19 protein-coding genes and 1 pseudogene are annotated in these 22370 nt (G+C 64.2%); 14 read left to right on the forward strand and 6 right to left on the reverse strand.

Annotation, left to right across the window (positions count from 1 at the left end; translation table 11 throughout):
- Positions 1 to 28: 28 nt before the first annotated feature.
- Complete coding sequence (dnaE, locus tag DIZ22_RS09770; RefSeq protein WP_048939178.1) at positions 29 to 3571, reverse strand: DNA polymerase III subunit alpha; 3543 nt, start codon at positions 3569 to 3571, stop codon at positions 29 to 31.
- Positions 3572 to 3706: 135 nt separating this feature from the next.
- Here dnaE and DIZ22_RS09775 point away from each other — a divergent pair, with 135 nt between their 5' ends.
- Positions 3707 to 4879: a Yip1 family protein gene (locus DIZ22_RS09775; RefSeq protein ID WP_048939179.1), complete on the forward strand. Its 1173-nt coding sequence runs from the start codon at positions 3707 to 3709 to the stop codon at positions 4877 to 4879.
- Positions 4880 to 4943: 64 nt separating this feature from the next.
- Entirely contained in the window at positions 4944 to 6749 is a 1806-nt protein-coding gene (locus DIZ22_RS09780; protein ID WP_048939180.1) for a diguanylate cyclase, read from the forward strand.
- Here DIZ22_RS09780 and DIZ22_RS09785 read toward each other — a convergent pair.
- Together DIZ22_RS09785 and DIZ22_RS09790 are read right to left on the reverse strand one after the other, a co-directional pair.
- Positions 6738 to 7424: an ABC transporter ATP-binding protein gene (locus DIZ22_RS09785; protein ID WP_004211993.1), complete on the reverse strand. Its 687-nt coding sequence runs from the start codon at positions 7422 to 7424 to the stop codon at positions 6738 to 6740. The two genes, DIZ22_RS09780 and DIZ22_RS09785, sit on opposite strands and share 12 nt — an antisense overlap.
- The gene (locus DIZ22_RS09790) at positions 7417 to 8667 is read right to left on the reverse strand and encodes a lipoprotein-releasing ABC transporter permease subunit (protein ID WP_048939181.1); all 1251 of its coding nucleotides are present in this window, start codon (positions 8665 to 8667) and stop codon (positions 7417 to 7419) included. Before DIZ22_RS09790 ends, DIZ22_RS09785 begins: the two co-directional genes overlap by 8 nt.
- Positions 8668 to 9285: 618 nt before the next feature.
- Here DIZ22_RS09790 and DIZ22_RS09795 point away from each other — a divergent pair.
- Complete coding sequence (locus DIZ22_RS09795; protein ID WP_010337347.1) at positions 9286 to 9753, forward strand: Hsp20 family protein; 468 nt, start codon at positions 9286 to 9288, stop codon at positions 9751 to 9753.
- A 64-nt stretch (positions 9754 to 9817) separates the two neighbouring features.
- On the opposite strand, the gene DIZ22_RS09800 is transcribed toward DIZ22_RS09795, so the two are convergent.
- Complete coding sequence (locus tag DIZ22_RS09800) at positions 9818 to 10003, reverse strand: hypothetical protein (RefSeq protein WP_026109318.1); 186 nt, start codon at positions 10001 to 10003, stop codon at positions 9818 to 9820.
- A 102-nt stretch (positions 10004 to 10105) separates the two neighbouring features.
- Between DIZ22_RS09800 and rpiB the strand changes: the two genes are divergently transcribed.
- The 4 genes from rpiB (at position 10106) to DIZ22_RS09820 (ending at position 13494) form a co-directional block, all read left to right on the forward strand.
- The gene (gene rpiB / locus DIZ22_RS09805) at positions 10106 to 10543 is read left to right on the forward strand and encodes a ribose 5-phosphate isomerase B (RefSeq protein ID WP_048939182.1); all 438 of its coding nucleotides are present in this window, start codon (positions 10106 to 10108) and stop codon (positions 10541 to 10543) included.
- Positions 10544 to 10554: 11 nt separating this feature from the next.
- On the forward strand, positions 10555 to 11874 hold the full coding sequence (gene glyA / locus DIZ22_RS09810) for a serine hydroxymethyltransferase (protein ID WP_048939183.1): 1320 nt from the start codon (positions 10555 to 10557) through the stop codon (positions 11872 to 11874).
- 6 nt (positions 11875 to 11880) lie between these two features.
- Entirely contained in the window at positions 11881 to 12342 is a 462-nt protein-coding gene (nrdR, locus tag DIZ22_RS09815) for a transcriptional regulator NrdR (protein WP_010337343.1), read from the forward strand.
- A 63-nt stretch (positions 12343 to 12405) separates the two neighbouring features.
- Positions 12406 to 13494, forward strand: a complete 1089-nt coding sequence (locus DIZ22_RS09820; protein ID WP_122928144.1) for a TrmJ/YjtD family RNA methyltransferase — start codon at positions 12406 to 12408, stop codon at positions 13492 to 13494.
- Here the strand turns inward: DIZ22_RS09820 and DIZ22_RS09825 are convergent.
- A complete protein-coding gene (locus DIZ22_RS09825) occupies positions 13491 to 13787 on the reverse strand; it encodes a chorismate mutase (RefSeq protein WP_017501829.1) in 297 nt (98 codons plus the stop codon). The genes DIZ22_RS09820 and DIZ22_RS09825 overlap by 4 nt on opposite strands.
- Positions 13788 to 14031: 244 nt before the next feature.
- Here DIZ22_RS09825 and rpsD point away from each other — a divergent pair, with 244 nt between their 5' ends.
- Positions 14032 to 14646 (forward strand): 30S ribosomal protein S4, encoded by a 615-nt coding sequence (gene rpsD / locus DIZ22_RS09830; protein ID WP_004211980.1) that lies wholly within the window; start codon positions 14032 to 14034, stop codon positions 14644 to 14646.
- Positions 14647 to 14796: 150 nt separating this feature from the next.
- Here the strand turns inward: rpsD and DIZ22_RS09835 are convergent, their stop codons facing one another.
- On the reverse strand, positions 14797 to 16776 hold the full coding sequence (locus tag DIZ22_RS09835) for a S9 family peptidase (RefSeq protein ID WP_080993706.1): 1980 nt from the start codon (positions 16774 to 16776) through the stop codon (positions 14797 to 14799).
- Between the two features lie 134 nt (positions 16777 to 16910).
- Here DIZ22_RS09835 and DIZ22_RS09840 point away from each other — a divergent pair, with 134 nt between their 5' ends.
- The 6 genes and pseudogenes from DIZ22_RS09840 to DIZ22_RS09865 all read left to right on the forward strand — a co-directional run bounded on the left by DIZ22_RS09840 (position 16911) and on the right by DIZ22_RS09865 (position 22298).
- Positions 16911 to 18584 (forward strand): M28 family metallopeptidase, encoded by a 1674-nt coding sequence (locus DIZ22_RS09840; protein WP_048939184.1) that lies wholly within the window; start codon positions 16911 to 16913, stop codon positions 18582 to 18584.
- Between the two features lie 72 nt (positions 18585 to 18656).
- Positions 18657 to 19001 (forward strand): hypothetical protein, encoded by a 345-nt coding sequence (locus tag DIZ22_RS09845; protein WP_048939185.1) that lies wholly within the window; start codon positions 18657 to 18659, stop codon positions 18999 to 19001.
- Positions 19001 to 20137, forward strand: coding sequence for a glutathionylspermidine synthase family protein (locus DIZ22_RS09850; RefSeq protein ID WP_048939186.1), 1137 nt, complete (start codon positions 19001 to 19003; stop codon positions 20135 to 20137). Before DIZ22_RS09845 ends, DIZ22_RS09850 begins: the two co-directional genes overlap by 1 nt.
- Before the next feature lie 60 nt (positions 20138 to 20197).
- Positions 20198 to 20578 (forward strand): hypothetical protein, encoded by a 381-nt coding sequence (locus tag DIZ22_RS09855; protein WP_048939187.1) that lies wholly within the window; start codon positions 20198 to 20200, stop codon positions 20576 to 20578.
- Positions 20579 to 20692: 114 nt separating this feature from the next.
- Positions 20693 to 21453: pseudogene (locus tag DIZ22_RS09860) on the forward strand (IS5 family transposase).
- 84 nt (positions 21454 to 21537) lie between these two features.
- Positions 21538 to 22298, forward strand: a protein-coding gene (locus DIZ22_RS09865) for an IS5 family transposase (protein WP_107917574.1) whose coding sequence is annotated in 2 segments (ribosomal slippage) — positions 21538 to 21874 and positions 21874 to 22298 — 762 coding nt in all. Because the reading frame shifts where the segments join, the coding sequence is not laid out codon by codon here.
- Positions 22299 to 22370 lie beyond the last annotated feature (72 nt).

Below are 22370 nucleotides of genomic sequence, written 5' to 3' on the forward strand. Positions count from 1 at the left end.
TCTCCTCGGATTGGGAAAATGGGCGGGATCAGCCGACCAGCCGCATGGCCGATCGGCGATGGCGGGTGCGATAGCCGTCCGACTTCGCCTCCATCCGCGCCAGATTATGGACGGTCAGCCCGGCAATGCCACTGATCGCGTCGACCTGATCGGCGCCCAGCGTGAAGTCGTCGCCCAGGAAGACGCGGGCCGCCTTACCATCGCCGATCGGCGCCCGCACGAACACCTCACACCGCCCGCCCCGGCTGCCGGACAGGATCGCGGCCAGCTTGGCCACGGCCTCGACCATCTCGATGTCCAGCACCAGTTCCATGCGCGACACGTTGGCAATCTCGCGGAACGGCTCCATCCGGCGCACGGTGACGCGCGGCGTTTCCTCGCCCGGCAGGCGATCCAGCTCGACATGCAGCAGCGCGCAATCGCCCTCGCGCGCCAGTTCCTCGATCTGCTTGCAGGCATCCTCGTCGAAACAGCTCGCCTGGAACTGACCGCTCTGGTCGGAGAAGGTGGCGTTGGCATAGCGCGCGCCCCGCCGCGTCTCGCGCCAGCGCACATCCTCGACCATCGCCGCCATGATGCCCATCACCCGGCCTTCGGCATTGGGCATGCCCATCGGCTGCGAACAGATTTCGCCATAGCTTTTCGCGCCGCGCGCATCGGCCAGATGACGGAAACGGTCGACCGGATGGGCCGAGAAATAGAAGCCGAACGCCTCCTTTTCCTGCGCCATCCGGTCCGACACGGTCCAGGCCTGATGCGGCGGGATGCGGACGTCGGCATGGGCCGTCTCGACATCGCCGAACAGGCCGCCCTGCCCGCTCTCGCGCGCCTGCGCCGCGCTTGCCGCGACGCTCAACAGGGTTTCGGCCGCCGCATGCACCCCGGCCCGATCGGCATGGATGGTGTCGAACGCACCGGCCGCCGCCAGGCTTTCGAGCTGGCGCCGGTTGAGCAGGCGCGGCTCGATCCGGTCGGCCAGATCGTCCAGATGCTTGAACGGACCATTGGCTTCGCGCTCGGCAACCAGCTGCTCCATCGCCTTCTCGCCCACGCCCTTGAGGCCGCCCAGCGCATAGCGCACGGCAAAGCCCAGGCGCGGGTCATCCCCCTCGAACGGCACCGCCTCGACGGTGAAGTCGGCCTCGCTCTGGTTGAGGTCTGGCGGCAGGCAGGTCATGCCCATGCGCCGCATGTCGTCGACGAAGACGGTCAGCTTTTCGGTCAGATGGATATCGAAGGCCATCGACCCGGCATAGAATTCCGCCGGATAATGGGCCTTCAGCCAGGCGGTCTGATAGGCAAGCAGCGCGTAGGCGGCGGCGTGCGACTTGTTGAAGCCATAGCCGGCGAACTTGTCGATCAAGTCGAACAGCTCGTTCGCCTTGGCCGGCTTGATGTCGCTCTTGGCGCAGCCCTCGACGAAGCGCAGGCGCTGGGCGTCCATTTCCGCCTTGATCTTCTTGCCCATGGCGCGGCGCAGAAGGTCGGCGTCGCCAAGGCTGTAGCCGGCCAGGATCTGCGCGGCCTGCATCACCTGTTCCTGATAGACGAAGATGCCATAGGTTTCCTCGAGGATCGGTTTCAGCAGGATGTGCGGATATTCAATCTCTTCCTGGCCGTTCTTGCGGCGCCCGAACATCGGGATATTGTCCATCGGGCCGGGACGATAGAGCGACACCAGCGCGATGATGTCGCCGAAATTGGTCGGACGCACGGCGGCCAGCGTCTTGCGCATGCCTTCGGATTCCAGCTGGAACACGCCGACCGTGTCGCCGCGCTGGAGCAGTTCATAGACCTTGGCATCGTCCCAGGCGAGCGTGTCGAGATCGACCGTGACACCGCGTCCCTTGAGCAGCTGCACCGCCTTTTGCAGCACCGACAGCGTCTTGAGGCCGAGAAAGTCGAACTTCACCAGCCCCGCGCCCTCGACGAACTTCATGTCGAACTGGGTCACCGGCATGTCGGATCGCGGATCGCGATAGAGCGGCACCAGCTGGCTCAGCGGCCGGTCGCCGATCACCACGCCAGCCGCGTGGGTGGAGCTGTGGCGCGGGAAGCCCTCCAGCTTCATCGCATAGTCGATCAGGCGCTTGACCTGATTGTCATTGTCATATTCCGCCTTGAACTCGGCGACGCCGTTCAGCGATCGCTCCAGCGTCCAGGGATCGGTCGGATGGTTGGGCACCAGCTTGGCAAGGCGGTCGACCTGGCCATAGCTCATCTGCATCACGCGGCCGGTATCCTTCAGCACGGCGCGCGCCTTGAGCTTACCGAAGGTGATGATCTGGGCGACATGATCGCTGCCATATTTCTGCTGCACATAGCGGATCACCTCGCCGCGCCGCGTTTCGCAGAAGTCGATATCGAAGTCGGGCATGGAGACGCGTTCCGGGTTCAGGAAGCGCTCGAACAGCAGGCCCAGTTGCAACGGATCGAGATCGGTGATGGTCAGCGCCCAGGCGACCAGCGATCCGGCACCCGAACCACGGCCCGGCCCCACCGGAATATCATGATCCTTGGCCCATTTGATGAAGTCGGCCACGATCAGGAAGTAGCCGGGGAAGCCCATCTGGATGATGATGTCCATTTCGAACTTCAGCCGCTCGAAATAGGGTTGGCGCGCCTCGTCCGCGATGATCCCGGCCTTTTCCAGCCGGGCCTCCAGCCCCGCGATCGACTGGTCGCGCAGCATGACGCCCTCGCCCTCGATATCACCGGCAAGGCTTGGCAGGATCGGCTTGCGCTTGGGCGCCATCACCGCGCAGCGCTGCGCCACGACCAGCGTGTTGGCCAGCGCCTCGGGCAGATCCTCGAACAGCCGCTTCATCTCCGCCGCCGGCTTCATCCAGGCGTCGGGCGAACTGGTGCGGCGATCGGGCGTCTCGACATAGGCGCCGTCGGCAATGCACAGCATCACGTCATGCGCCGCGTGAAATTCCGGCTCGGCGAAGCAGGTCGGGTTGGTCGCGACCAGCGGCAGATTGCGGTCATAGGCCAGGTCGAGCAGCTGCGGCTCCGCCTTGCCCTCGACCGGGTCCAGCCGTCGGCAGATCTCGACATAGAGCCGGTCGGGGAACAGCGCCTGCAACCGGTCGGCGTAAGCGAGCGCGGCGTCGGGCTGATCCTCGGCGAACAGGCGGGCGATCGCCCCTTCCCCGCCGGCGGTCAGCGCGATCACGCCATCGGTCCGCCCCTCCAGCATGTCGAGCGTGACATGCGGCACTTCCTCGACCGGCCGGTCGAGATGCGCCATCGACACCAGCGCGCAGATATTGTCATAGCCGCCCGCATCCTGCGCATAGAGGGCGATCCAGTCATGCACCGCCGGCGCATTGGACGGCCGGCCCGGCCGGGCCACGCCCAGCATGGCACCGACGATCGGCTGCACGCCCTCGCCCTTGCAACCATCGGAAAAGGCCATCGAACCATAAAGGCCGTTGCGGTCGGTGATCGCCGCCGCCGGAAAACCCAGGGCCTTGGCCTGCTTGGCGATCTTCTTGGGGTCGATCGCCCCTTCGAGCATGGTGAAGGACGAAAAGATGCGCAGCGGTACGAAGGCGGAATGAGACATCGCGGCAATCTAACGACGCCCGCGCCCGCGCGCCAGTCCCGCCCGGCGAAAAGCTGTGGACAAGATCACCACTTGTCGCTTGCCAAGGGCTGCGCTTGCTGATCCTATCGCCCCCAAAGAACAGGGAGAACGGTCATGTCGGACAGCAACCCGGTTTCCACCCCGCCCGGCATCGCCGATCGGGCCAAGGCGATCATCCTGCGCCCCAGGGACGAATGGCCGGTGATCGAGGCCGAACCGGCCAGCATCGGCAGCATCTATACCGGCTATGCCATGATCCTGGCGGCAATCCCGCCGCTCGCGACCCTGATCGGCGGACAGGTCTTTGGCCATGGCCTGTTCGGCATCACCTGGCGCCCGCCGCTGATCGGCGCGATCGGCATGGCGATCGCCCATTATGTCCTGTCGCTGATCGGGCTGGCCGTGCTTGCGATCATCATCAACTTCCTCGCCCCCAGTTTCGGCGGCCAGCGCGACAAGCTGAAGGCGTTCAAGATTTCCGCCTATTCGGCGACCGCCGGCTGGCTGGCCGGCATCTTCTCGCTGCTGCCGGGCCTCGGCATGCTCGGCCTGCTCGGACTTTACAGCCTCTACCTCCTCTATCTCGGCCTGCCGCGCCTGATGAAGGTGCCAGAGCAGAAGGCGCTGCCCTACACCATCGTCACCATGGTCGCGGGCGCGCTGCTTTTCATCCTCGCCAGCCTGCTCGCCATGCCGTTCAGCGGCCTGTCCGGCAGCCATGCCGGGCCGGACGAGATCGGCGGTGAGATCACCGTGCCGGGCATCGGCAAGATCGACGTCGACAAGATGGACGCCGCGACAAAGCAGATGGAACAGGCCGCCAAGCGGATGGAGGAAGCGACCAACAATGGCCGCTCCGCCGCGATCGCGCCGGATGTGCTGCAGGCGCTGCTGCCCGAGAAGATCGGCCGCTTCACCCGCACCGAGATGGAAAGCAGCGGCATGTCCGCCGGTGCCCATGCCTCCGCCCGCTACCGGGCCGGCGACGACGAGATCGAGCTGGAGGTGAACGACATCGCGGTGGCCGGCGCCTTTGCCGGGATCGGCGCGGCGCTCAACGTCCAGTCGAACCGCCAGACCGCCAGCGGCTATGAGCGCACCCAGACGATCGACGGCCGCATCGTGACCGAAGAATGGGACAAGGACAGCCGGCACGGCAAATATGCCACCACGCTGGCCGACCGCTTCATGGTCGAGGCGGAGGGCACCGTCGCCGATATCGGGGAGTTGAAGGCCGCGGTGAACGCGCTCGATCTCGACCGACTGAGCGCACTCGCCGCAAAATAGGCAAAGTCATGAAGTCGCCCGCGTAACGAATTGCCAAGCTATCGGGCCTAGGTTAGGCGCCACCATGCGTTTATCCACGATCACCAACTGGGCCTATGGGGCCACCGTCCTGCTCACCTTGGCGTCGGGCACGACGATGCTGTTCGCGTCCGGCGCGGAACAGCGCGAGCGCGCCGCGGTCGCCCAGCGCGCCAGTTTCGACCAGTTGACCTCCACCCTGGAGGAGGATGTCTATCGCCTGACCGAACAGGCGCGCGGCTATGTGATTTCGGGCGATCCCAGCCATCTGGTCGTCTATCGCCGCGAGAAGGAAGCGCTGCGTTCCGTCGAGGATCGGATCCAGCATCTCAAGGATGCCGGCGCCAACGAAAATGAGCTGAACGCGCTGCGCCAGGCGATCCAGTGGGCCGACGCCCTGTCCGACGAGCAGGATGTCGCGATCAAGGCGGCGCAGGCGGGCGACGACAAGACCGCCCGCACCATCCTCTTCGGCGACGAATATGGCCGCGAACTGGACCGGGTGGCGGCGCAGGTCGGCCGCTTCCAATATATGCTGGATCATCGCACCGACACGGCAGTGCAGGGCGCGACCGATAGCGCGCGCCAGTGGCGGACCATGTCGGAAATCATGCTGGGCGTCACCGCCCTGCTGTTCCTGTGCGTCCTCTATTTCGTGCTGAAGCAGCGCATCCTGCATCCGGTCGTGCGGCTGAGCGATGTCGTCACCCGCCTTGCCGCGCAGGATTTTGCCGCGATCCCGCCCGATTTCCCGCAGGTGGACGAGATTGGCGACATGGCGCAGGCGATCCGTATTTTCCGTGAAAATGGGCTGGAGCGGCAGCGGCTGGAGCAGGAGCGCGATGTCGATCGCACCATGCGCGACCTCTTGTCGCGCATGACCCAGCGCCTGCAGGGCTGCGACAGCACCGCCGATCTGGTCGAGGTGGTGCGCCGCTTCACCCCGGAAATCACGCCCGACTTCCCCGGCCGCCTCTATATCCACGACATTCGCCGCAACATGATGCTGCAGGCCTGCGACTGGCTCGATCCCAAACAGTCGCGCAATGATTTCCCGGCCTCGGCCTGCTGGGCACTGCGGCGCGGCCAGGTCCACAAGCCGCGCGGCGGGATGGTCGACATTGCCTGCGAGCATCTGGAAGGCGAAACCGCCGTCCCGACCATCTGCATCCCGCTGGCGGCGCAGGGCGAAAGCATCGGCCTGCTCTATTTCGAACAAACCCGCGAGATGGATGCCGAACATCTCGACCGGGCGGAAAAGTATCTGGAGATGCTGGCGGAGAATATCGGTCTGGCGCTCGCCAATCTGCGCCTGCGCGACGCGCTGCGTGAAATGGCGATGGCCGATGCGCTGACCGGCCTGCCCAACCGCCGCCATTTCGACGCCATGTTCGAAGCGCTGGTGGACGAGGCGGAACGCAACCATGCCCCGCTCGCCTGCCTGATGGTCGACATCGACCATTTCAAGCGGTTCAACGACAGCTATGGCCATGACGCCGGCGACGCGGTGCTGCGCGCGGTCGGCGCGGTGCTGGGCGACTCGCTGCGCGAACAAGGCTTTGCCTTCCGCCTGGGCGGCGAGGAATTTGTCCTCCTGATGCCCGGCTTCACGCTGGAGCAGGCGCTCACCCGGTCCGCCCAGATCCAGCAGCGCATCCGCGACCTGCGGGTCGAGCATCGCGGTCAGGAACTGGGGCCGATCACCGCCTCCTTTGGCCTCGCCGCCTGGCCCGACCATGGCGCCGCCGTCCGACTGGTCACCACCGCCGACGCCGCGCTGCTGCGTGCCAAGGGCGAGGGCCGCGACCAGATCATGGTCGCGACCGCGCGCGAGGGACTGTTACCGGGCTGACGCCTCTTCCAGCCGCCCTTCGTGCAGGCGGACCACCCGGTCCATCTTTTCCGCCAGCCGCTCATTATGGGTGGCGACCAAAGCCGCCGATCCTTCGCCGCGCACCAGGCGCAGGAATTCGGCCAGCACCACGTCGGCGGTGCGCTCGTCCAGATTGCCGGTCGGCTCGTCCGCCAGCACCAGCGCCGGGCGATTGGCCAGCGCGCGGGCGACCGCGACGCGCTGCTGCTCGCCGCCCGACAACTGGCTCGGCCGATGGTCGAGCCGATGGCCCAGCCCCAGCGCCGTCAGCAGCGATTCCGCGCGGGTCCGCGCCGCGTCCATGGTCGCGTCCTTGATCACCTGCGGCAGCACGACATTCTCGGTCGCGTTGAAATCGGGCAACAGGTGGTGGAACTGATAGACGAAGCCCAGCGCATCGCGGCGCAGGCGGGTACGCCCGTCATTGTCCAGCTTCGCCGCTTCCTCGCCGGCGATGCGGATCGACCCGTCGAACCCGCCTTCCAGCAGGCCGACCGCCTGCAACAGCGTCGACTTGCCCGAGCCCGATGGGCCGAGCAGCGCGACGATCTCGCCCGGCCCAACCGTCAGGTCGACGCCGCGCAGCACGTCGATCGTGACGCCGCCCTGGGTGAAGCTGCGGGACAGGCCGCTGACCTTGAGGACATCATTCATAGCGCAGCACCTGGACAGGATCGGTATTGGCAGCCTTGAAGGCCGGATAGAGGGTGGCGAGGAAGCTGAAGACCAGCGCCATCAGACAGATGATCACGATCTCGACCGGATCGGGCTTGGACGGCAATTCGGTCAGGAAGCGGATCGAGGGATCCCACAGATTCTGCCCTGTCACGAACTGGATCACATTTACCACGCTCTGGCGGAAGAAGAGGAAGGTGAAGCCCAAAATCATGCCGGCAACCATGCCCAGCGTGCCGATGGTCACGCCCACCGTCATGAAGATCTTCACCAGCCCGCTCCGGCTCGCCCCCATGGTGCGCAGGATCGCGATATCGCGAGTCTTGGCGCGCACCAGCATGATCAGCGAGGAGAGGATATTGAACACCGCGACCAGCACGATGATCGACAGCACGACGAACATCGCCACCCGCTCGACCGCCAGCGCCTCGAACAGGCTGGCATTCATCTGGCGCCAGTCCTGCACCACGGCGCGGCCCGCGACCTTGGCCGCCAGCGGTTCCAATATCTGGCCAACCTTGTCGGCATTGACCGTCTCGACCTCGATCATGCTGACGACATCGCCCAGCAGCAGCAGCGTCTGCGCATCCTCGATCGGCATGACCACGAAGGCCTTGTCATAATCATAGACGCCGACCTCGAAGATCGCCGCCACCTGATAGGAAATCTGGCGGGGAACGGTGCCGAACGGCGTCGACCGGCCCGCCGGGTTCATGATGCTGATATGGTCGCCGACCTGGATACCCAGATTTTCGGCCAATCGCACGCCGATGCCGACCTTCTCGCTATTGGCGGTCAGCGCATTGAGATCGCCCGCCACGATCTTGCCCTTGAGCGTCGTGTTGCTGCGAATGTCGGGCACGGTCATGCCGCGCACCAGCACGCCTTCCACCCGACCCTGATAGCTGCCGAGCAGGGGCTGTTCGATCAGCGGGGTCGCGCTGGTGACGCCCGGCGTCGCCTTCGCTTCCTTCAGCACATCGCGCCAGTCGGGCAGGCGCCCGCCATAGCCCTGCACCACGGCATGGCCGTTGAGGCCGACGATCTTGTCGAACAGCTCCGCGCGGAACCCGTTCATGACGCTCATGACGATGATGAGCGCGGCGACTCCGAGCATGACCGCGGCCAGGCTGATGCCGGCGACGAGGAAGATGAAGCCTTCCCCCTTGCCCGGCAGCAAATAGCGCTTGGCGATCATGCGTTCGTAGCGGGATAGAATCATGGTGGCGCGAATGGCCCTTCTGGTAGTGACGCGGCCGGTCTAGCAGGCTGAGCCTTAACGGCAAGGATTGCGGAATTGTTGCACGCGGGACACAGGCCGATACAGAAAATCACAGAGCCCGGATTTTGCCCGTGACAGCAGGCTGCGCCAGTCATAGCAAGGCTCCCGAGGCACAGGCAAAAGGCCGTGGTTCAGGGATACTGCTTCCCACTTCAAGCTTAGGGGGCTGAGAAGTCGGTAGAGGCAGGCCAAGGGGGAGACGAGCAATCGTCCATTAAGTGCCCGGATCGCGAAAGCGGTCCGGGCACTTTTTTGTTCGGAGACTCTTGGGCGCCCTTCCCGCTTAACTTCGTACATGTCCCGCACATCTTGGCATTTTCGGATTCAAGACGGAAATTTTGTTACGCTTCCGTCCATTTACCGCGCCCTCTTCTCGCCAGTCTATCGCCTGCGGGCGCTGTAGGACAGGCGGCACGATGCTTCGCCCCTGCCCCCTCTTGAACAACGCAAAGAGCCAACCATATCAATCCCGTCCGGCCGCCACATGGGGCTGGGCACAAGCATAGGCCGGACGCCGAAGACCGGGTCCGGCAGGATCATTTTGCTCTATTGGAGATTATGAGCATGCGTGGTTTCGACCTTACCCCCTATCGCCGCTCGACCGTCGGCTTCGATCGTCTGTTCGACCTGATCGAGAATAATGCCCGTCTGGCGCAGGGCGACAATTACCCGCCCTTCAACATCGAACGCCTGGCCGAGGACCGCTATCGCGTGACCCTGGCCGTCGCCGGCTTCCGTCCCGAGGAAATCGACATCACCGCCCAGCAGAATCTGCTCCAGGTGATCGGCCGCAAGGACGAGACCAACGCCGACCGTTCCAAGTTCCTGCATGTCGGCATCGCCAATCGCAGCTTCGAACGCCGCTTCGAACTGGCCGATTTCGTCCGCGTCGAAAAGGCGGACCTGGCCGACGGCCTGCTGGTGATCGAACTGGTGCGCGAAGTGCCCGAAGCGATGAAGCCCAAGAAGATCGCCGTGAATGGCGGCCATCTGGTCGACATCAACAAGGATCGCGACGCCGCCTGATCCGGCCACTCGAAACAAGCACAGGGCGCGACCGCAAGGTTGCGCCCTTCTTGCTGCCCGCCGTTCAGCGCGCCTGCTGCGGTGGCGGCATCGGTATCGCGCTGATCGCGACATTGCCGAACATCACCAGCCCCGCGACGATCATCAGCACCCCGCGCTTGCGGTCGCCGCGCTTCACGATCGCGTAAATTCCCCCACCGGTCAGCAGGATACCCGCCAGCATCAATATCGAAAGGATCATGCCCGCCATGGGCCAGTCCATAGGCGCCTAGCTGGACTGTGGCAATTGGCGGCCCATGCCCCTATGAGGCGCGCAGAAACGAATCACCCCAAGCCGCAGGGGAACGCACCCATGAAAATCGCCATCGCTTCCGATCATGCCGCCGTCGACCTGAAGGCCGAACTTGCGCAATGGTTGCGCGACGAGGGCCATGAGGTCGCCGACCTCGGCCCGGCCACCGCCGACCGCGTCGATTATCCCGATTTTGGTTACAAGCTCGCGACCGCCGTCGCATCGGGCGCAGCGGAACGCGGCATCGCGCTCTGCGGTTCGGGCATCGGCATCTCGATCGCCGTCAATCGCAACCCGGCCTGCCGCTGCGCCCTGGTCGGCGAACCGCTGTCGGCCGCGCTGTCGCGCGAGCATAATGACGCCAATGTCCTGGCCATGGGTGCGCGCCTGACCGGCGTCGACATGGCCAAGGCCTGCGTCACCGCCTTCCTCACCACCGAGTTCGGCGGTGGCCGCCATGCCGGCCGCGTCGAGAAACTGTCCCAGCCCGCGCTCTGAAAGGACTTGAGATGAGCACCGAAACCCTCACCCAGCCCAACCTGTCCGACATTCGTTCGGAAGGCTATTTCACCGCAGGCCTGGCCGCTGCCGATCCGGCCGTGTTCGCCGGCGTCGCCCAGGAACTGAAGCGCGAGCAGACCCAGATCGAGCTGATCGCGTCGGAAAATATCGTGTCGCAGGCCGTGCTCGAAGCGCAGGGCAGCGTCTTCACGAACAAATATGCCGAAGGCTATCCGGGCAAGCGCTATTATCAGGGCTGCGCCCCGTCGGACGTGGTGGAACAGCTCGCCATCGACCGCGCCAAGCAACTGTTCGGCTGCCAGTTCGCCAACGTCCAGCCCCATTCGGGCGCGCAGGCCAATGGCGGCGTGATGCTGGCGCTGGTCAAGCCCGGCGAAACCATCATGGGCCTGTCGCTCGACGCCGGCGGTCACCTGACCCACGGTTCCAAGCCCAGCATGTCGGGCAAGTGGTTCAACGCCGTGCAATATGGCGTGCGCGAAGACACCCATCTGATCGACTATGACGCGGTCGAGGCCCAGGCGATCGAATGCCAGCCCAAGCTGATCATCGCCGGCGGCAGCGCCTATCCGCGCCAGATCGACTTCGCCCGCTTCCGTAGCATCGCGGACAAGGTCGGCGCACTGTTCATGGTCGACATGGCCCACTTCGCCGGTCTGGTCGCCGGTGGCGCCCATCCCTCACCCTTCGGCCATGCCCATGTCGTGACCACCACCACGCACAAGACGCTGCGTGGCCCGCGTGGCGGCATGATCATGACCGACGACGAAGCGATCGCGAAGAAGATCAATTCGGCGATCTTCCCCGGCCTTCAGGGCGGCCCGCTGATGCATGTCATCGCCGCCAAGGCTGTCGCTTTCGGCGAAGCGCTGCAGCCCGAATTCAAGACCTATGCCCAGGCGATCGTCACCAATGCGAAGGCGCTGGCCGGCAAGCTGGAGCAGCGCGGCCTGGCCGTGGTCTCGGGCGGCACCGACACCCACCTCGCCCTGATCGACCTGCGCCCCTATGGCATTTCGGGCAAGGATGCGGACGAGGCGCTGGAGCGCAGCTTCATCACCTGCAACAAGAATGGCGTGCCGGGCGACCCGCTGCCGCCGACCAAGACCAGCGGCATCCGCGTCGGTTCGCCGGCCGGCACCACCCGCGGCTTCGGCGTCGCCGAGTTCGAGGATATCGGTGACATGATCGCCGACGTTCTGGAAGGGCTGCGCGACAATGGCGAACATGGCGATGCCGCCGTCGAAGCCAGCGTCCGCGAGCGTGTCGCCGCGCTCTGCGCCCGCTTCCCCATCTATCAGGGGTAAGCCCGCTTGCGCTGCCCTTTCTGCGCCCATGAGGACAGCCAGGTGAAGGACAGCCGGCCGACGGAGGATGGCAATGCCATTCGCCGTCGCCGGCAGTGCGAAGCCTGCGGCGCGCGCTTCACCACCTTCGAGCGCATCCAGTTGCGCGACATCTGGGTGGTGAAGAGCGAAGGCCGCAAGGAAGCGTTCGAGCGCGACAAGCTGGCCCGCTCCATCGGCATCGCCTGCCGCAAGCGGCCGATCGACCCGAGCCGGATCGAGAAGCTGATTTCGGGCATCCAGCGCCAGCTGGAAACCAGCGGCGAAAGCGAGATCCCGGCGCGATCGATCGGCGAGATGGTGATGGAGGGGCTCAAACGCCTCGACAGCGTCGCCTATATCCGCTTCGCCAGCGTCTACAAGGACTTCACCGACGCCCGCGACTTCGAGGATTTCGCGAGCACGGTGAAGGAGGTCGGGAGTGAGTAAAATCACTCTCGCCCGCAGGACCAAGGTCCGTTCGGTTCGAGCTTGTCGAGAACCGCGCGCGCAATGAGTTTCTGGGTCTATATCCTGCGCTGCTCCGACGGGAGCTATTATACCGGTCACACCGATGACCTGGAGCGCCGGATAGCCCAGCATCAAAGCGGCGCCATTGCCGGCTACACGCACGACCGACGTCCGGTCGAATTGGTTTTCAGCGAGACATTTCCTGATCGGATTGACGCCCTGGAGCGCGAACATCAGATCAAGGACTGGTCCCGCAAGAAAAAGGAAGCCCTGATAAGGGGAGATTGGAAAGCGGTCTCGGATGCTGCGCGTTCTCGACCACGGGTCTCGGCTTCGCTCGACCCTGGCTCGAACCGAACGGAAGCGGAGGCGGCTCAGCCCCTACTCAGGACGAACGGAAATATGACTGACACCTCCCCCCTCCCCCCTGTCATCGTCCTGGTTCGCCCGCAACTGGGCGAGAATATTGGCAAGACGGCGCGCGCGATGCTGAATTTCGGGCTGACCGAGATGCGGCTTGTTTCCCCGCGCGACGGCTGGCCCAATCCCGATGCCGGTCCGGCGGCCGCTGGCGCGGACTTCATCCTGGACAAGGCGCAGGTCTATGAGACGCTGGCCGATGCGGTCGCCGACTGCGCCCATGTCTATGCCACCACCGTGCGCAAGCGCGGCGTCACCAAGCCGGTGGTCACGCCGGAGGAGGCCGCGCAGGAAATCCATGCCGCACAGGGCCGCTGCGCCTATGTGTTCGGGCCGGAACGGTCAGGGCTGGAGACGGAAGATGTGGCGCTTGCCCGCAAGATCCTGACCGTGCCGATCAATCCGGAATTCGGCTCGCTGAACCTCGCCCAGGCGGTGATCCTGTGCGCCTATGAATGGTCCAAGCAGGCCAATCTGGCCCAGCCGACCGTGACCGAGCTGGGCGAGCCCGCACCGCAGGAGGAACTGGAAGGCATGATCCTGCAGCTCAACACGCTGCTGGAGAAGGTCGGCTATTTCTTCCCGCCCGACCGCGCGCCCGCAACCAAGCTGACGCTGCGCAACCTGCTGACCAAGCCGGGCTGGAACCATCTGGAGGTGCGCACGCTCCGCGGCGTGCTGTCGCACCTCAACCGACCGCGCGAGCGTTAACCCCGCGTGCGGTCATACTCGGCCATTTCATAGGCGATCGAGGCTTCGACCAGCTGCTCCCACAGCTCCGCGATGACGTCGCCGGGCGCACCCAGCCGCTCGGCCTCCGCGCGGGCATTGTCGATCACCTGGCGCTTGCGCGCCTCGTCCCGCACGGCGCCGCGATCCGGCTTGATCCGGGCGGCGGCGCGCATATGGGCGAAACGCTGGTCAAGCAGGGCGACGAGCTGGCGGTCGAGGGCGTCGACACCGGCGCGCACCTCGGTCATGCTGGTATAGTCTTCGGGCTTCATGGCCGCCGGATTAGGCCGCGCTCCGCCGGCTGTCGAGGCCAGACTCTGCGCTTGACATAATATCCGACCTTCTCCATAGGCGCGCCTTCGCGATTGGCCCCGCATCCCGGTGAAGCGGCGGCCCTGTCCCTGAAATATGGAAACAGGCGATGACCGGGAAGCCTTCGTCCTCCGCAATGCGCGGACCTCGGTTCATCGGATCCGGAGGGCGGATAACGTAGTATGCAGTTGTAAGGAATTAGGTATGTCGAAGCGCTCTAGCGCCAAGTACAAGCTCGACCGTCGCATGGGCGAGAACATCTGGGGTCGCCCGAAGAGCCCGGTCAACAAGCGCGAATACGGCCCCGGTCAGCACGGCCAGCGCCGCAAGGGCAAGATGTCGGACTACGGCATCCAGCTGCGCGCCAAGCAGAAGCTGAAGGGCTATTACGGCGACATCACCGAAAAGCAGTTCAAGAAGAACTATTTCGAAGCCAGCCGCATGAAGGGCGACACCGGCCAGAACCTGATCGGTCTGCTGGAGCGCCGCCTGGACGCCGTCGTGTACCGCGCCAAGTTCGCGCCGACCATCTTCTCGGCCCGCCAGATCGTTTCGCACGGCCACATCTATGTGAACGGCGTGAAGTGCAACATCGCCTCGCGTCTGGTGAAGCCGGGCGACGAAATCACTCTGGGCAAAAAGGCGCAGGAAATGGCGCTGGTTCTCGAAGCGCAGAGCCTGCCCGAGCGTGACATCCCCGACTATGTCGCCCCCGACGGCGCCACCAAGGTCACCTATGTCCGCGTTCCGACGCTGGACGAAGTGCCCTACCCGGTGAAGATGGAACCGAATCTGGTCGTCGAATTCTATTCGCGCTAATCGGTCCTTCCGGACAGAAATTGGAGAAGGGCGGCCCCGCAAGGGACCGCCCTTTTCTTTTGGCCTTTTTCCTTGGCCATTTTCCTGCCCCTCGCCTCGCATGGCCACAGGCCAAAAAAAGGGAGGCTCGAAGCCTCCCTTTTCCTCTACCTATTTCCCCGCCTGCAACAGGAAATCTGCACTCTGCTGAAGCATGTCGGCCCGCGCATCGCTGTCGTTCAGCCCGTGGGTCAGGCCGTCATAGACGACCAGCCGGCTGCGCTTGCCCGCACCTTCCAGCTTGGACTGCATCGCACGCGCCTGGCTGATGTCGACATTGCCATCGTCGGTCCCATGGAACATCAATACCGGCGCACGGAATTCAGCGGCATGGTTGATCGGCGATGCGTCCGCTGCATCGCTGCCGGTGCCCATGCGCTGCTGCTGCAACAGATAATCGGCGTTATATTGCGACCGGCGGATACGATCGGCAAAGTCGGTCACCGGCGCGATCGCTACCACCGCCTTGAACAATTGGGGATCGATCGCCTGCGCCTGCAGCGCCGCATAGCCACCATAGGACCAGCCCGCGATGGTCAGCTTCACGGGATCGGCGATCCCCTCCGCCACCAGCCAACGCCCAGCATCGACGATATCGCCGATCGCCGTCCGCCAGGACCGATAGCCATTTTGCATAAGCCATTGCTCGCCGAAACCGGCCGACCCGCGAAACTGCGGCTGGATCACGGCAAAGCCACGCGCGGCATAATATTGCGAGAGCCAGTCGAAGCCCCATTCATCACGCGATTCCGGCCCGCCATGCGGCATCACGATCGCCGGCAGCCCTTTCGCGCTATCCTTGCCCGGCGGCAGGGTCAGATAGGCGGGGATGACCGTGCCGTCCGACGCCTTGTAGGAAATCGACTTCATCTGAGCCAAGGTCTGCCCTGCCAGTTCCGGGCGATCGGGCATCACCGGCGACAATTTCTTGGCGGTGCGATCGAACAGATAATATTGGCCCGGATCAGTATCGCTGCCGGCCCAGACCAGAACGCGCTGCCGATCCTGGCTCATGTCGCCAATATAGACCGCCTTGCCGCCCAGCGCCTTGCCGAGCGACGCCACCAGAGCCTTCACCTGCTCGTCGAAATAGACGACCTCGCCATGATCCTCACTGAACCCCGCCCCAACCACGTGGCGATCGCGGCCGACCTGCACCAGACTGGTAACATCGACGTTCGGATGGGCATATACGACCTTTTTCTCGAGGCCTGGGTTGAGCGCGATACTGACGAGCGCCTGCCGACCATCAACCTGCTCCAGGCCATAGGCAATATCCTTGTCCGCATCGACGGCGAAGGGGACAAAACCGGTGCGATCGCGCATGTCATAAACACTCAGGCTACTCCAATCATTCTTGCCCTTGGAACGATAGAGATAACGGAATGTGCCCTTGGCATAACCCGACCCCTTATTCTCCTGGAGGCCAATGACCCGAACGGCGCCACGACCGTCCGATATATAATCAAAGGCCAACGGCTGAGGCTGTTCGATGCGCTTGGTTCCACCGGTGCGGGTATCGACACGATCGACGCCAAGCCCCTGCAGCTTCTGATCAATCAGGCTGCCAACCTTTGCTTCGGGGACATAGGATCGGGTCATCAGCACCGATCCTTCCTCACCCGCCGTCAGGTCGATGATCTCGCCGCCGCGCAGGTCGAAATCTAAGGCATTTTCACCATGCCGCTTGCTGAGCGGGCGAACATTGCCGCCGGCTGCATCGACCGCGAAGATGCTGCTGAAGCCATAGACATCGTCGCCGACTCGGCTTTCTCCGCCGATGGTGCAGGCCAGCCGATCGTTCGAAGCCCAGTTGCAACGATACAGATATTCCGGCTTCCCGCTCGCGCCGGCGACCACCTTGGGTTCCGCACCTTCCTGCGCATTGAGCACATAGGTGCGGGTCGTTCGCCCTGCGCCAGCCGTGACCAGCGCAATCTTCTGCCCGTCCGGCGACAGGCTGGCCGAAATCACAGTTTCGCGCGCGCCAAAGGCCTTGGCCAGCGCATCCGGCTCGGCATGGGCGATGGCCGACAGCGAACAGAAACCCATCAGCGCGCCCAGGCGCACCGTGCTTGCAACATAATTCATTCTGGAAAAACGCTCCCCCAAAATTCCCCGGCCCGATTGCTAACCAAGTGCGACAAATGTGACAATCGGCATTTCTTGCCCTCGGCCCATCGCAGTGGCATCAGGCGCATTCCATAAAGACAAGGGTTCCTTCCATGCGCAGCTCCGTCGCGGCGATCGCCGCCGTTCTCGCCCTTTCCGCTCCCGCCCTGACGCCCGCCGTCGCGCTGGCCGCCCCGGCCGCCAAGAGCGACGCCGCCCCCTCGATCGACATGATGAAGCGGCTGGTGAAGGAGCTTTCGTCCGACGCTTACGAGGGCCGCGCGCCCGGCACCGTGGGCGAGGAGAAGACGCTGGCGCTGCTGACCGCCGAGTTCGAGAAGCTGGGCCTCAAGCCCGGTAACAAGGGCAGCTGGTTCCAGGACGTGCCGCTGGTCGAGATCACCGCCAAGAACGTCTCCGCCTTGAGCTTCACCGGTGGCAAGGCCCCGATCACCGCCGCCTATGGTCCCGAGATGGTGATCGGCACCTATCGCACCACCCAGCCCCGGATCGAGGTAAAGGACAGCCCGGTCGTGTTCGTGGGCTATGGCATCAACGCCCCGGAAAAGGGGTGGAACGACTATGCCGGCCTGGACGTGAAGGGCAAGACGGTGCTGATCCTGGTCAATGACCCGGATTATCAGACGCCGGGCCTGACCGGTCCGTTCAATGGCCGCGCCATGACCTATTATGGCCGCTGGACCTATAAGTTCGAGGAAGCCGCGCGCCAGGGCGCCGCCGCCGCGATCATCATCCACGACACCGAACCGGCCGCCTATGGCTGGAACGTCGTCCAGTCGAGCTGGACCGGGTCACAGCATGTCGCCGACAATCCGGGCGGCAATGCCGACCAGTCGGCCGCGATCGGCTGGATCCAGAAGGACAAGGCCGCCGCCCTGTTCGCCGACGCCGGCCTCAACCTCGATCAGCAGATGGCCGCCGCCAAGCAGAAGGGCTTCAAGGCCGTGCCGCTGGGCGCGATCAAGGCAAATGTCTCGTTCGACAATGACCTGCGCAAGCATGCGTCGAAGAATGTCGTCGCCCTGCTGCCGGGCAAGACCAGGCCCGACGAATATGTGCTTTACAGCGCCCATTGGGATCATCTGGGCCATTGCCAGGCCGCGCCCGACGGCGACGATATCTGCAACGGCGCGGTCGACAATGCCACTGGCACCGCCGCGCTGGTCGCGCTGGCCCAGGCCAATGTGAAGGCCGGCCCGTCCGACCGCAGCCAGGTGTTCCTGGCCGTCACCGGTGAGGAATCGGGCCTGCTGGGTTCGGCCTATTATGGCGACAACCCGGTCTTCCCGTTCAGCAAGACCGTCGGCGGCGTCAACATGGATGCCTTGAGCGTCGCGGGCCTCGCCAAGAATGTCGTCGTCATCGGCAAGGGCAAGTCGCAGCTCGACGCCTATCTCGACCGCGCGCTGGGTGCGCAGGGCCGCGTCGCGACGCTCGAACCGACCCCGGAAAAGGGCTATTATTACCGTTCCGACCATTTCAGCTTCGCCAAGCATGGCCTGCCGATGCTCTATTTCGAGGGCGGCGAGGATCTGGTGAAGGGCGGCACCGCCGCCGGCATGGCCGCAGCCGAGGATTATACCGAGCACCGTTATCACGGCCCCAAGGACGAATATGATCCCAACTGGGACTGGACCGGCGTCGCCGCCGACCTGAAGCTCTATTATGATGTCGGCCGCGCGCTCGCCAACACCACCGACTGGCCCAACTGGGTCGATGGCGACGAATTCCGCGCCATCCGCGACAAGGACCGCGCGGGCAAATAAGCATCGTCAAGGCCGGCGACAGCATGGGGACGCTGTCGCCGGCCTTTCATCTTCGGGGCTATAAGGGGGATCATGACCCAGAAATTCGACCGGCGCATGTTGCCGATCACATCGGCCATGGCGGCGGCCCTGCTCGCCACCGGCTGCTCGCGCAGCCCCGACACGGCCGACCGCGACGTGCGTGTGTGCCGCGACGCGCAGGAGCGCCGGGTCGAGGACCGCAATTGCAGCTGGGGCGGCAGCGGTGGCGGTCATGGCTGGTATTATCTGGGCCGGGGCAGCGCAGTCGCGCGCGTGGGCGAACGGGTGAGCGGCGGATCGATCGCGCCTTCCTATGGCCATAGCTACAGCCCGGCATCCTCGGCCAATGTGACGCGCGGCGGCCTTGGCCTGTCGGGGCGCAGCGGCCACAGCTGATGGAACGGATCGCCTGCACGCCGCGCCCGCACTGGCAGGCCCGCGTCGAGCATCTGGGCCTGGTCTGGCATGGCGCCGATGCCCAGCCCTATTGGGATGAAAGCGCCTGCTATCGCTTCAGCCCGGACGAGATCGCGGAGATCGAGCAGGCGACCGCCGAACTCTATCGCCTGTTCCTCGCCGCCGGCCAGCATGTGCTGGATCAGGATCTGCTCGGCAGCTTCGGCATTCCCGATTTCTGTCATCAGGCGATCCGCGAGGCGTGGGACGGCGAGCCGGCCGCGCTCAACTATGGCCGCTTTGACCTCGGCTATGACGGCAGCGGTCCGCCCAAATTGTTCGAGTTTAACTGCGACACGCCGACCAGCCTACTGGAAGCATCGGTGATCCAGTGGGACTGGAAGGAGGCCGTCTTTCCCGCCGCCGACCAGTTTAACAGCCTGCACGAGCGGCTGGTCGACCGCTGGCGCGCCATCGCCCCGCCGCGTGGCACGTCGATGCTGCACCTCACCTATGTCGACGGCAATATGGGCGAGGATGCCGTGACCGTCGCCTATATGGCCGACACGGCGCGCGAAGCGGGCATCGACACCCAGTTGATCCAGACCCCGCAACTGGGATGGGACCATCAGCGCCGCCGCTTCGTCGATCTCGACAATCGGCCGATCGACGCCCTGTTCCACCTCTATCCCTGGGAATGGATCGTCCACGAACCCTTTGGCCGGGAAGTGGTGGAAAGCCTGTCCTCCACCCTGTGGATCGAGCCGATCTGGAAGATGATCTGGAGCAACAAGGCGATCCTGCCGATCCTGTGGGATCTGTTCCCCGGCCACCCCAATTTGCTGGAGGCCAGCCGCGTCGCCATGACGGGCGACCATGTGGTGAAACCGCTGCTGTCGCGCGAGGGCGCCAATATCCGCCTCGTCCAAGATGGCGAAACGGTCGCCCAGAGCGGCGGCGACTATGGCGAGGAAGGCTTCATCTACCAGCGGCTCTATACCCTGCCCGGCGCGGGCGACCGGCGGCCGGTGCTGGGCAGTTGGGTGGTGGATGGCGACCCGGCCGGCATGGGCATTCGCGAGGATGGGCCGATCACCGGCAATGCCGCGCGCTTCGTGCCGCACATCATCGGCTGAAGGTTCAGCGCGGGTTCAGCGCCGGGAACCGACCGTGCCCCGTCCTGTAGGAGCAACGCCATGCGCATCCCCCTTGCCCTGCCCAGCCTGTTTCTGACCGCCCTCGCCCTGCCCGCCGCGCTGCCCGCGCAAATCGCGCCCAAGACAGAGCCGACCGCACCGCCCGGCCCGGTCAATGTCCGGGTCGAGCCTCGCCCCTCGGGCGACTATGAACTGGATCGCGCGCGTCAGGACATACGCGACGGACGCAAGAGCGGCACGCTCAGCAAGAAACAGGCCCGCGCGCTCCGCCGCGAGGCCGACCGCGCCGACGCCCAGGCCGATCGCAGCGCCCGCGATGGCCTCAGCTATTCCGAACAGCGCCAAATCGACATGCAAGGCCGCGCTCTCCAGAGCCTGACCGAAGCCCAGCGCAGCCAGCCGGGCGGAAAACGGCCTTAGAGGATTTTGATGTATGGGTTGGCGACGGCTTGAAGTAGTTAGGCCGTAAACTCATAAAAGCCTTGAGGATTGGCGATTGACGTGATTCAGAGGCCTCGAGAGTTGGAGGGCTTGATGGCACGGCGGCGGTACGAACTGACAGATCGGGAATGGGCGATTATCGAGCCGTTGCTGCCCAACAAACCACGGGGCGTGGCGCGGGTGGATGATCACCGGGTTCTCAACGGGATTATGTGGCGCTTTCGCTCAGGAGCGACGTGGGCCGAAGTGCCCGAGCGCTACGGCCCCTCGACGACCTGCTACAACCGGTTTGTCCGCTGGCGCAAAGCCGGGGTCTGGGACCGGCTTCTGGCAGCGGTTTCCGCCGGATATAATGGTGAACTGGTGATGATCGATTCCACCTGCATGCGCGTCCACCAGAATGGTGCGACGGGCAAAAAGGGGGAAGCTGCGATCGTGGCATGGGACGTTCCCGGGGCGGTCTCACCAGCAAACTCCATGCTCTTGTCGATGCTGACGGACGCCCTGTCGGCCTGAGACTGACCGGCGGGCAAGTCCATGATGCCTGTGAAGCCGAAGCGCTGATTGAGGCCATTCCCGAGGGCGCAACCCTGCTGGGGGACAAAGGATATGACAGCAACGCCATCCGTCAGGCCGCTGCTGCCAGAAACGTTTGGGCCAACATTTCCAATCGATCCAACCGCAAGCAACCCTTCGCCTTCTCGCCGTGGCTCTACAAACAGCGAAACCTCGTCGAACGATTCTTCAACCGCATCAAGCAGTTCCGGGGCATCGCCACCCGCTATGACAAAGACCCTGCCAACTTCCTCGCAGCCATCAAGCTCATCTGCGTGCGCATCTGGTGCAGTGCGTAATGAGTCTACGCGCTAGGAGGTTAGGGTCAGGATCCATTGATATGGGCGTTGCGATCTGATTCATGCTCCGTGAGGAGACTGGAATTGAGTGACCTGTATTGGCTGACGGACGACCAGATGGCGCGGCTTGAGCCGTATTTCCCCAAGAGCCATGGCAAGCCCCGGGTTGATGATCGACGGGTGTTGAGCGGGATCATCTTTGTGAACCGTAACGGGCTGCGCTGGCGGGATGCACCGAAGGATTATGGTCCGCACAAGACGCTCTACAATCGCTGGAAGCGGTGGAGCGATAAGGGCGTGTTCCTGCGGATGATGGAAGGTTTGGCTGCGCCTCAGTCTTCCGAACGCAAGACGGTGATGATCGACGCGACCTATCTGAAGGCGCACCGCACGGCATCAAGCCTGCGGATAAAAAAGGGGATGCTGGCCGCCTGATCGGACGCACGAAAGGCGGCATGAACACCAAGCTTCATGCCGTGACGGATACCAATGGTCGCCCGATCTGCTTCTTCATGACTGCGGGCCAGGTCAGCGATTATATCGGTGCTGCTGCTTTTCTCGACGAGCTTCCCAAAGCCCAATGGCTGCTGGCCGACCGGGGCTATGATGCCGACTGGTTTCGTGACGCCTTGCAGGAAAAGGGTATCAAACCGTGCATCCCGGGCCGGAAATCCCGGAGCAAACCCGCCAAATACGACAAGTGTCGCTACAAACGGCGCAACCGCATCGAGATCATGTTCGGACGCCTCAAGGATTGGCGCCGGGTTGCTACCCGCTACGATCCATGCCCGACAGCCTTCTTCTCCGCCATCGCCCTCGCTGCCACCGTCATCTTTTGGCTTTGATCAACGAGTCCTGACCCTAAGTACGCTGTGCTCCGAACCACGGAAAACCACCATTTTCGTCACGTCATCATC

The organism is Sphingobium sp. LF-16, assembly GCF_003711185.1.
Lineage (GTDB): Bacteria > Pseudomonadota > Alphaproteobacteria > Sphingomonadales > Sphingomonadaceae > Sphingobium > Sphingobium yanoikuyae_A.

Bases quoted from the DNA above. Each gene is read 5' to 3' on its own strand.
- dnaE (WP_048939178.1), bottom strand. From the start codon at position 3,571: ATGTCTCATTCCGCCTTCGTACCGCTGCGCATCTTTTCGTCCTTCACC.
- DIZ22_RS09775 (WP_048939179.1), top strand. From the start codon at position 3,707: ATGTCGGACAGCAACCCGGTTTCCACCCCGCCCGGCATCGCCGATCGG.
- DIZ22_RS09780 (WP_048939180.1), top strand. From the start codon at position 4,944: ATGCGTTTATCCACGATCACCAACTGGGCCTATGGGGCCACCGTCCTG.
- DIZ22_RS09785 (WP_004211993.1), bottom strand. From the start codon at position 7,424: ATGAATGATGTCCTCAAGGTCAGCGGCCTGTCCCGCAGCTTCACCCAG.
- DIZ22_RS09790 (WP_048939181.1), bottom strand. From the start codon at position 8,667: ATGATTCTATCCCGCTACGAACGCATGATCGCCAAGCGCTATTTGCTG.
- DIZ22_RS09795 (WP_010337347.1), top strand. From the start codon at position 9,286: ATGAGCATGCGTGGTTTCGACCTTACCCCCTATCGCCGCTCGACCGTC.
- DIZ22_RS09800 (WP_026109318.1), bottom strand. From the start codon at position 10,003: ATGGCGGGCATGATCCTTTCGATATTGATGCTGGCGGGTATCCTGCTG.
- rpiB (WP_048939182.1), top strand. From the start codon at position 10,106: ATGAAAATCGCCATCGCTTCCGATCATGCCGCCGTCGACCTGAAGGCC.
- glyA (WP_048939183.1), top strand. From the start codon at position 10,555: ATGAGCACCGAAACCCTCACCCAGCCCAACCTGTCCGACATTCGTTCG.
- DIZ22_RS09820 (WP_122928144.1), top strand. From the start codon at position 12,406: ATGAGTTTCTGGGTCTATATCCTGCGCTGCTCCGACGGGAGCTATTAT.
- DIZ22_RS09825 (WP_017501829.1), bottom strand. From the start codon at position 13,787: ATGAAGCCCGAAGACTATACCAGCATGACCGAGGTGCGCGCCGGTGTC.
- rpsD (WP_004211980.1), top strand. From the start codon at position 14,032: ATGTCGAAGCGCTCTAGCGCCAAGTACAAGCTCGACCGTCGCATGGGC.
- DIZ22_RS09835 (WP_080993706.1), bottom strand. From the start codon at position 16,776: ATGAATTATGTTGCAAGCACGGTGCGCCTGGGCGCGCTGATGGGTTTC.
- DIZ22_RS09840 (WP_048939184.1), top strand. From the start codon at position 16,911: ATGCGCAGCTCCGTCGCGGCGATCGCCGCCGTTCTCGCCCTTTCCGCT.
- DIZ22_RS09845 (WP_048939185.1), top strand. From the start codon at position 18,657: ATGACCCAGAAATTCGACCGGCGCATGTTGCCGATCACATCGGCCATG.
- DIZ22_RS09850 (WP_048939186.1), top strand. From the start codon at position 19,001: ATGGAACGGATCGCCTGCACGCCGCGCCCGCACTGGCAGGCCCGCGTC.
- DIZ22_RS09855 (WP_048939187.1), top strand. From the start codon at position 20,198: ATGCGCATCCCCCTTGCCCTGCCCAGCCTGTTTCTGACCGCCCTCGCC.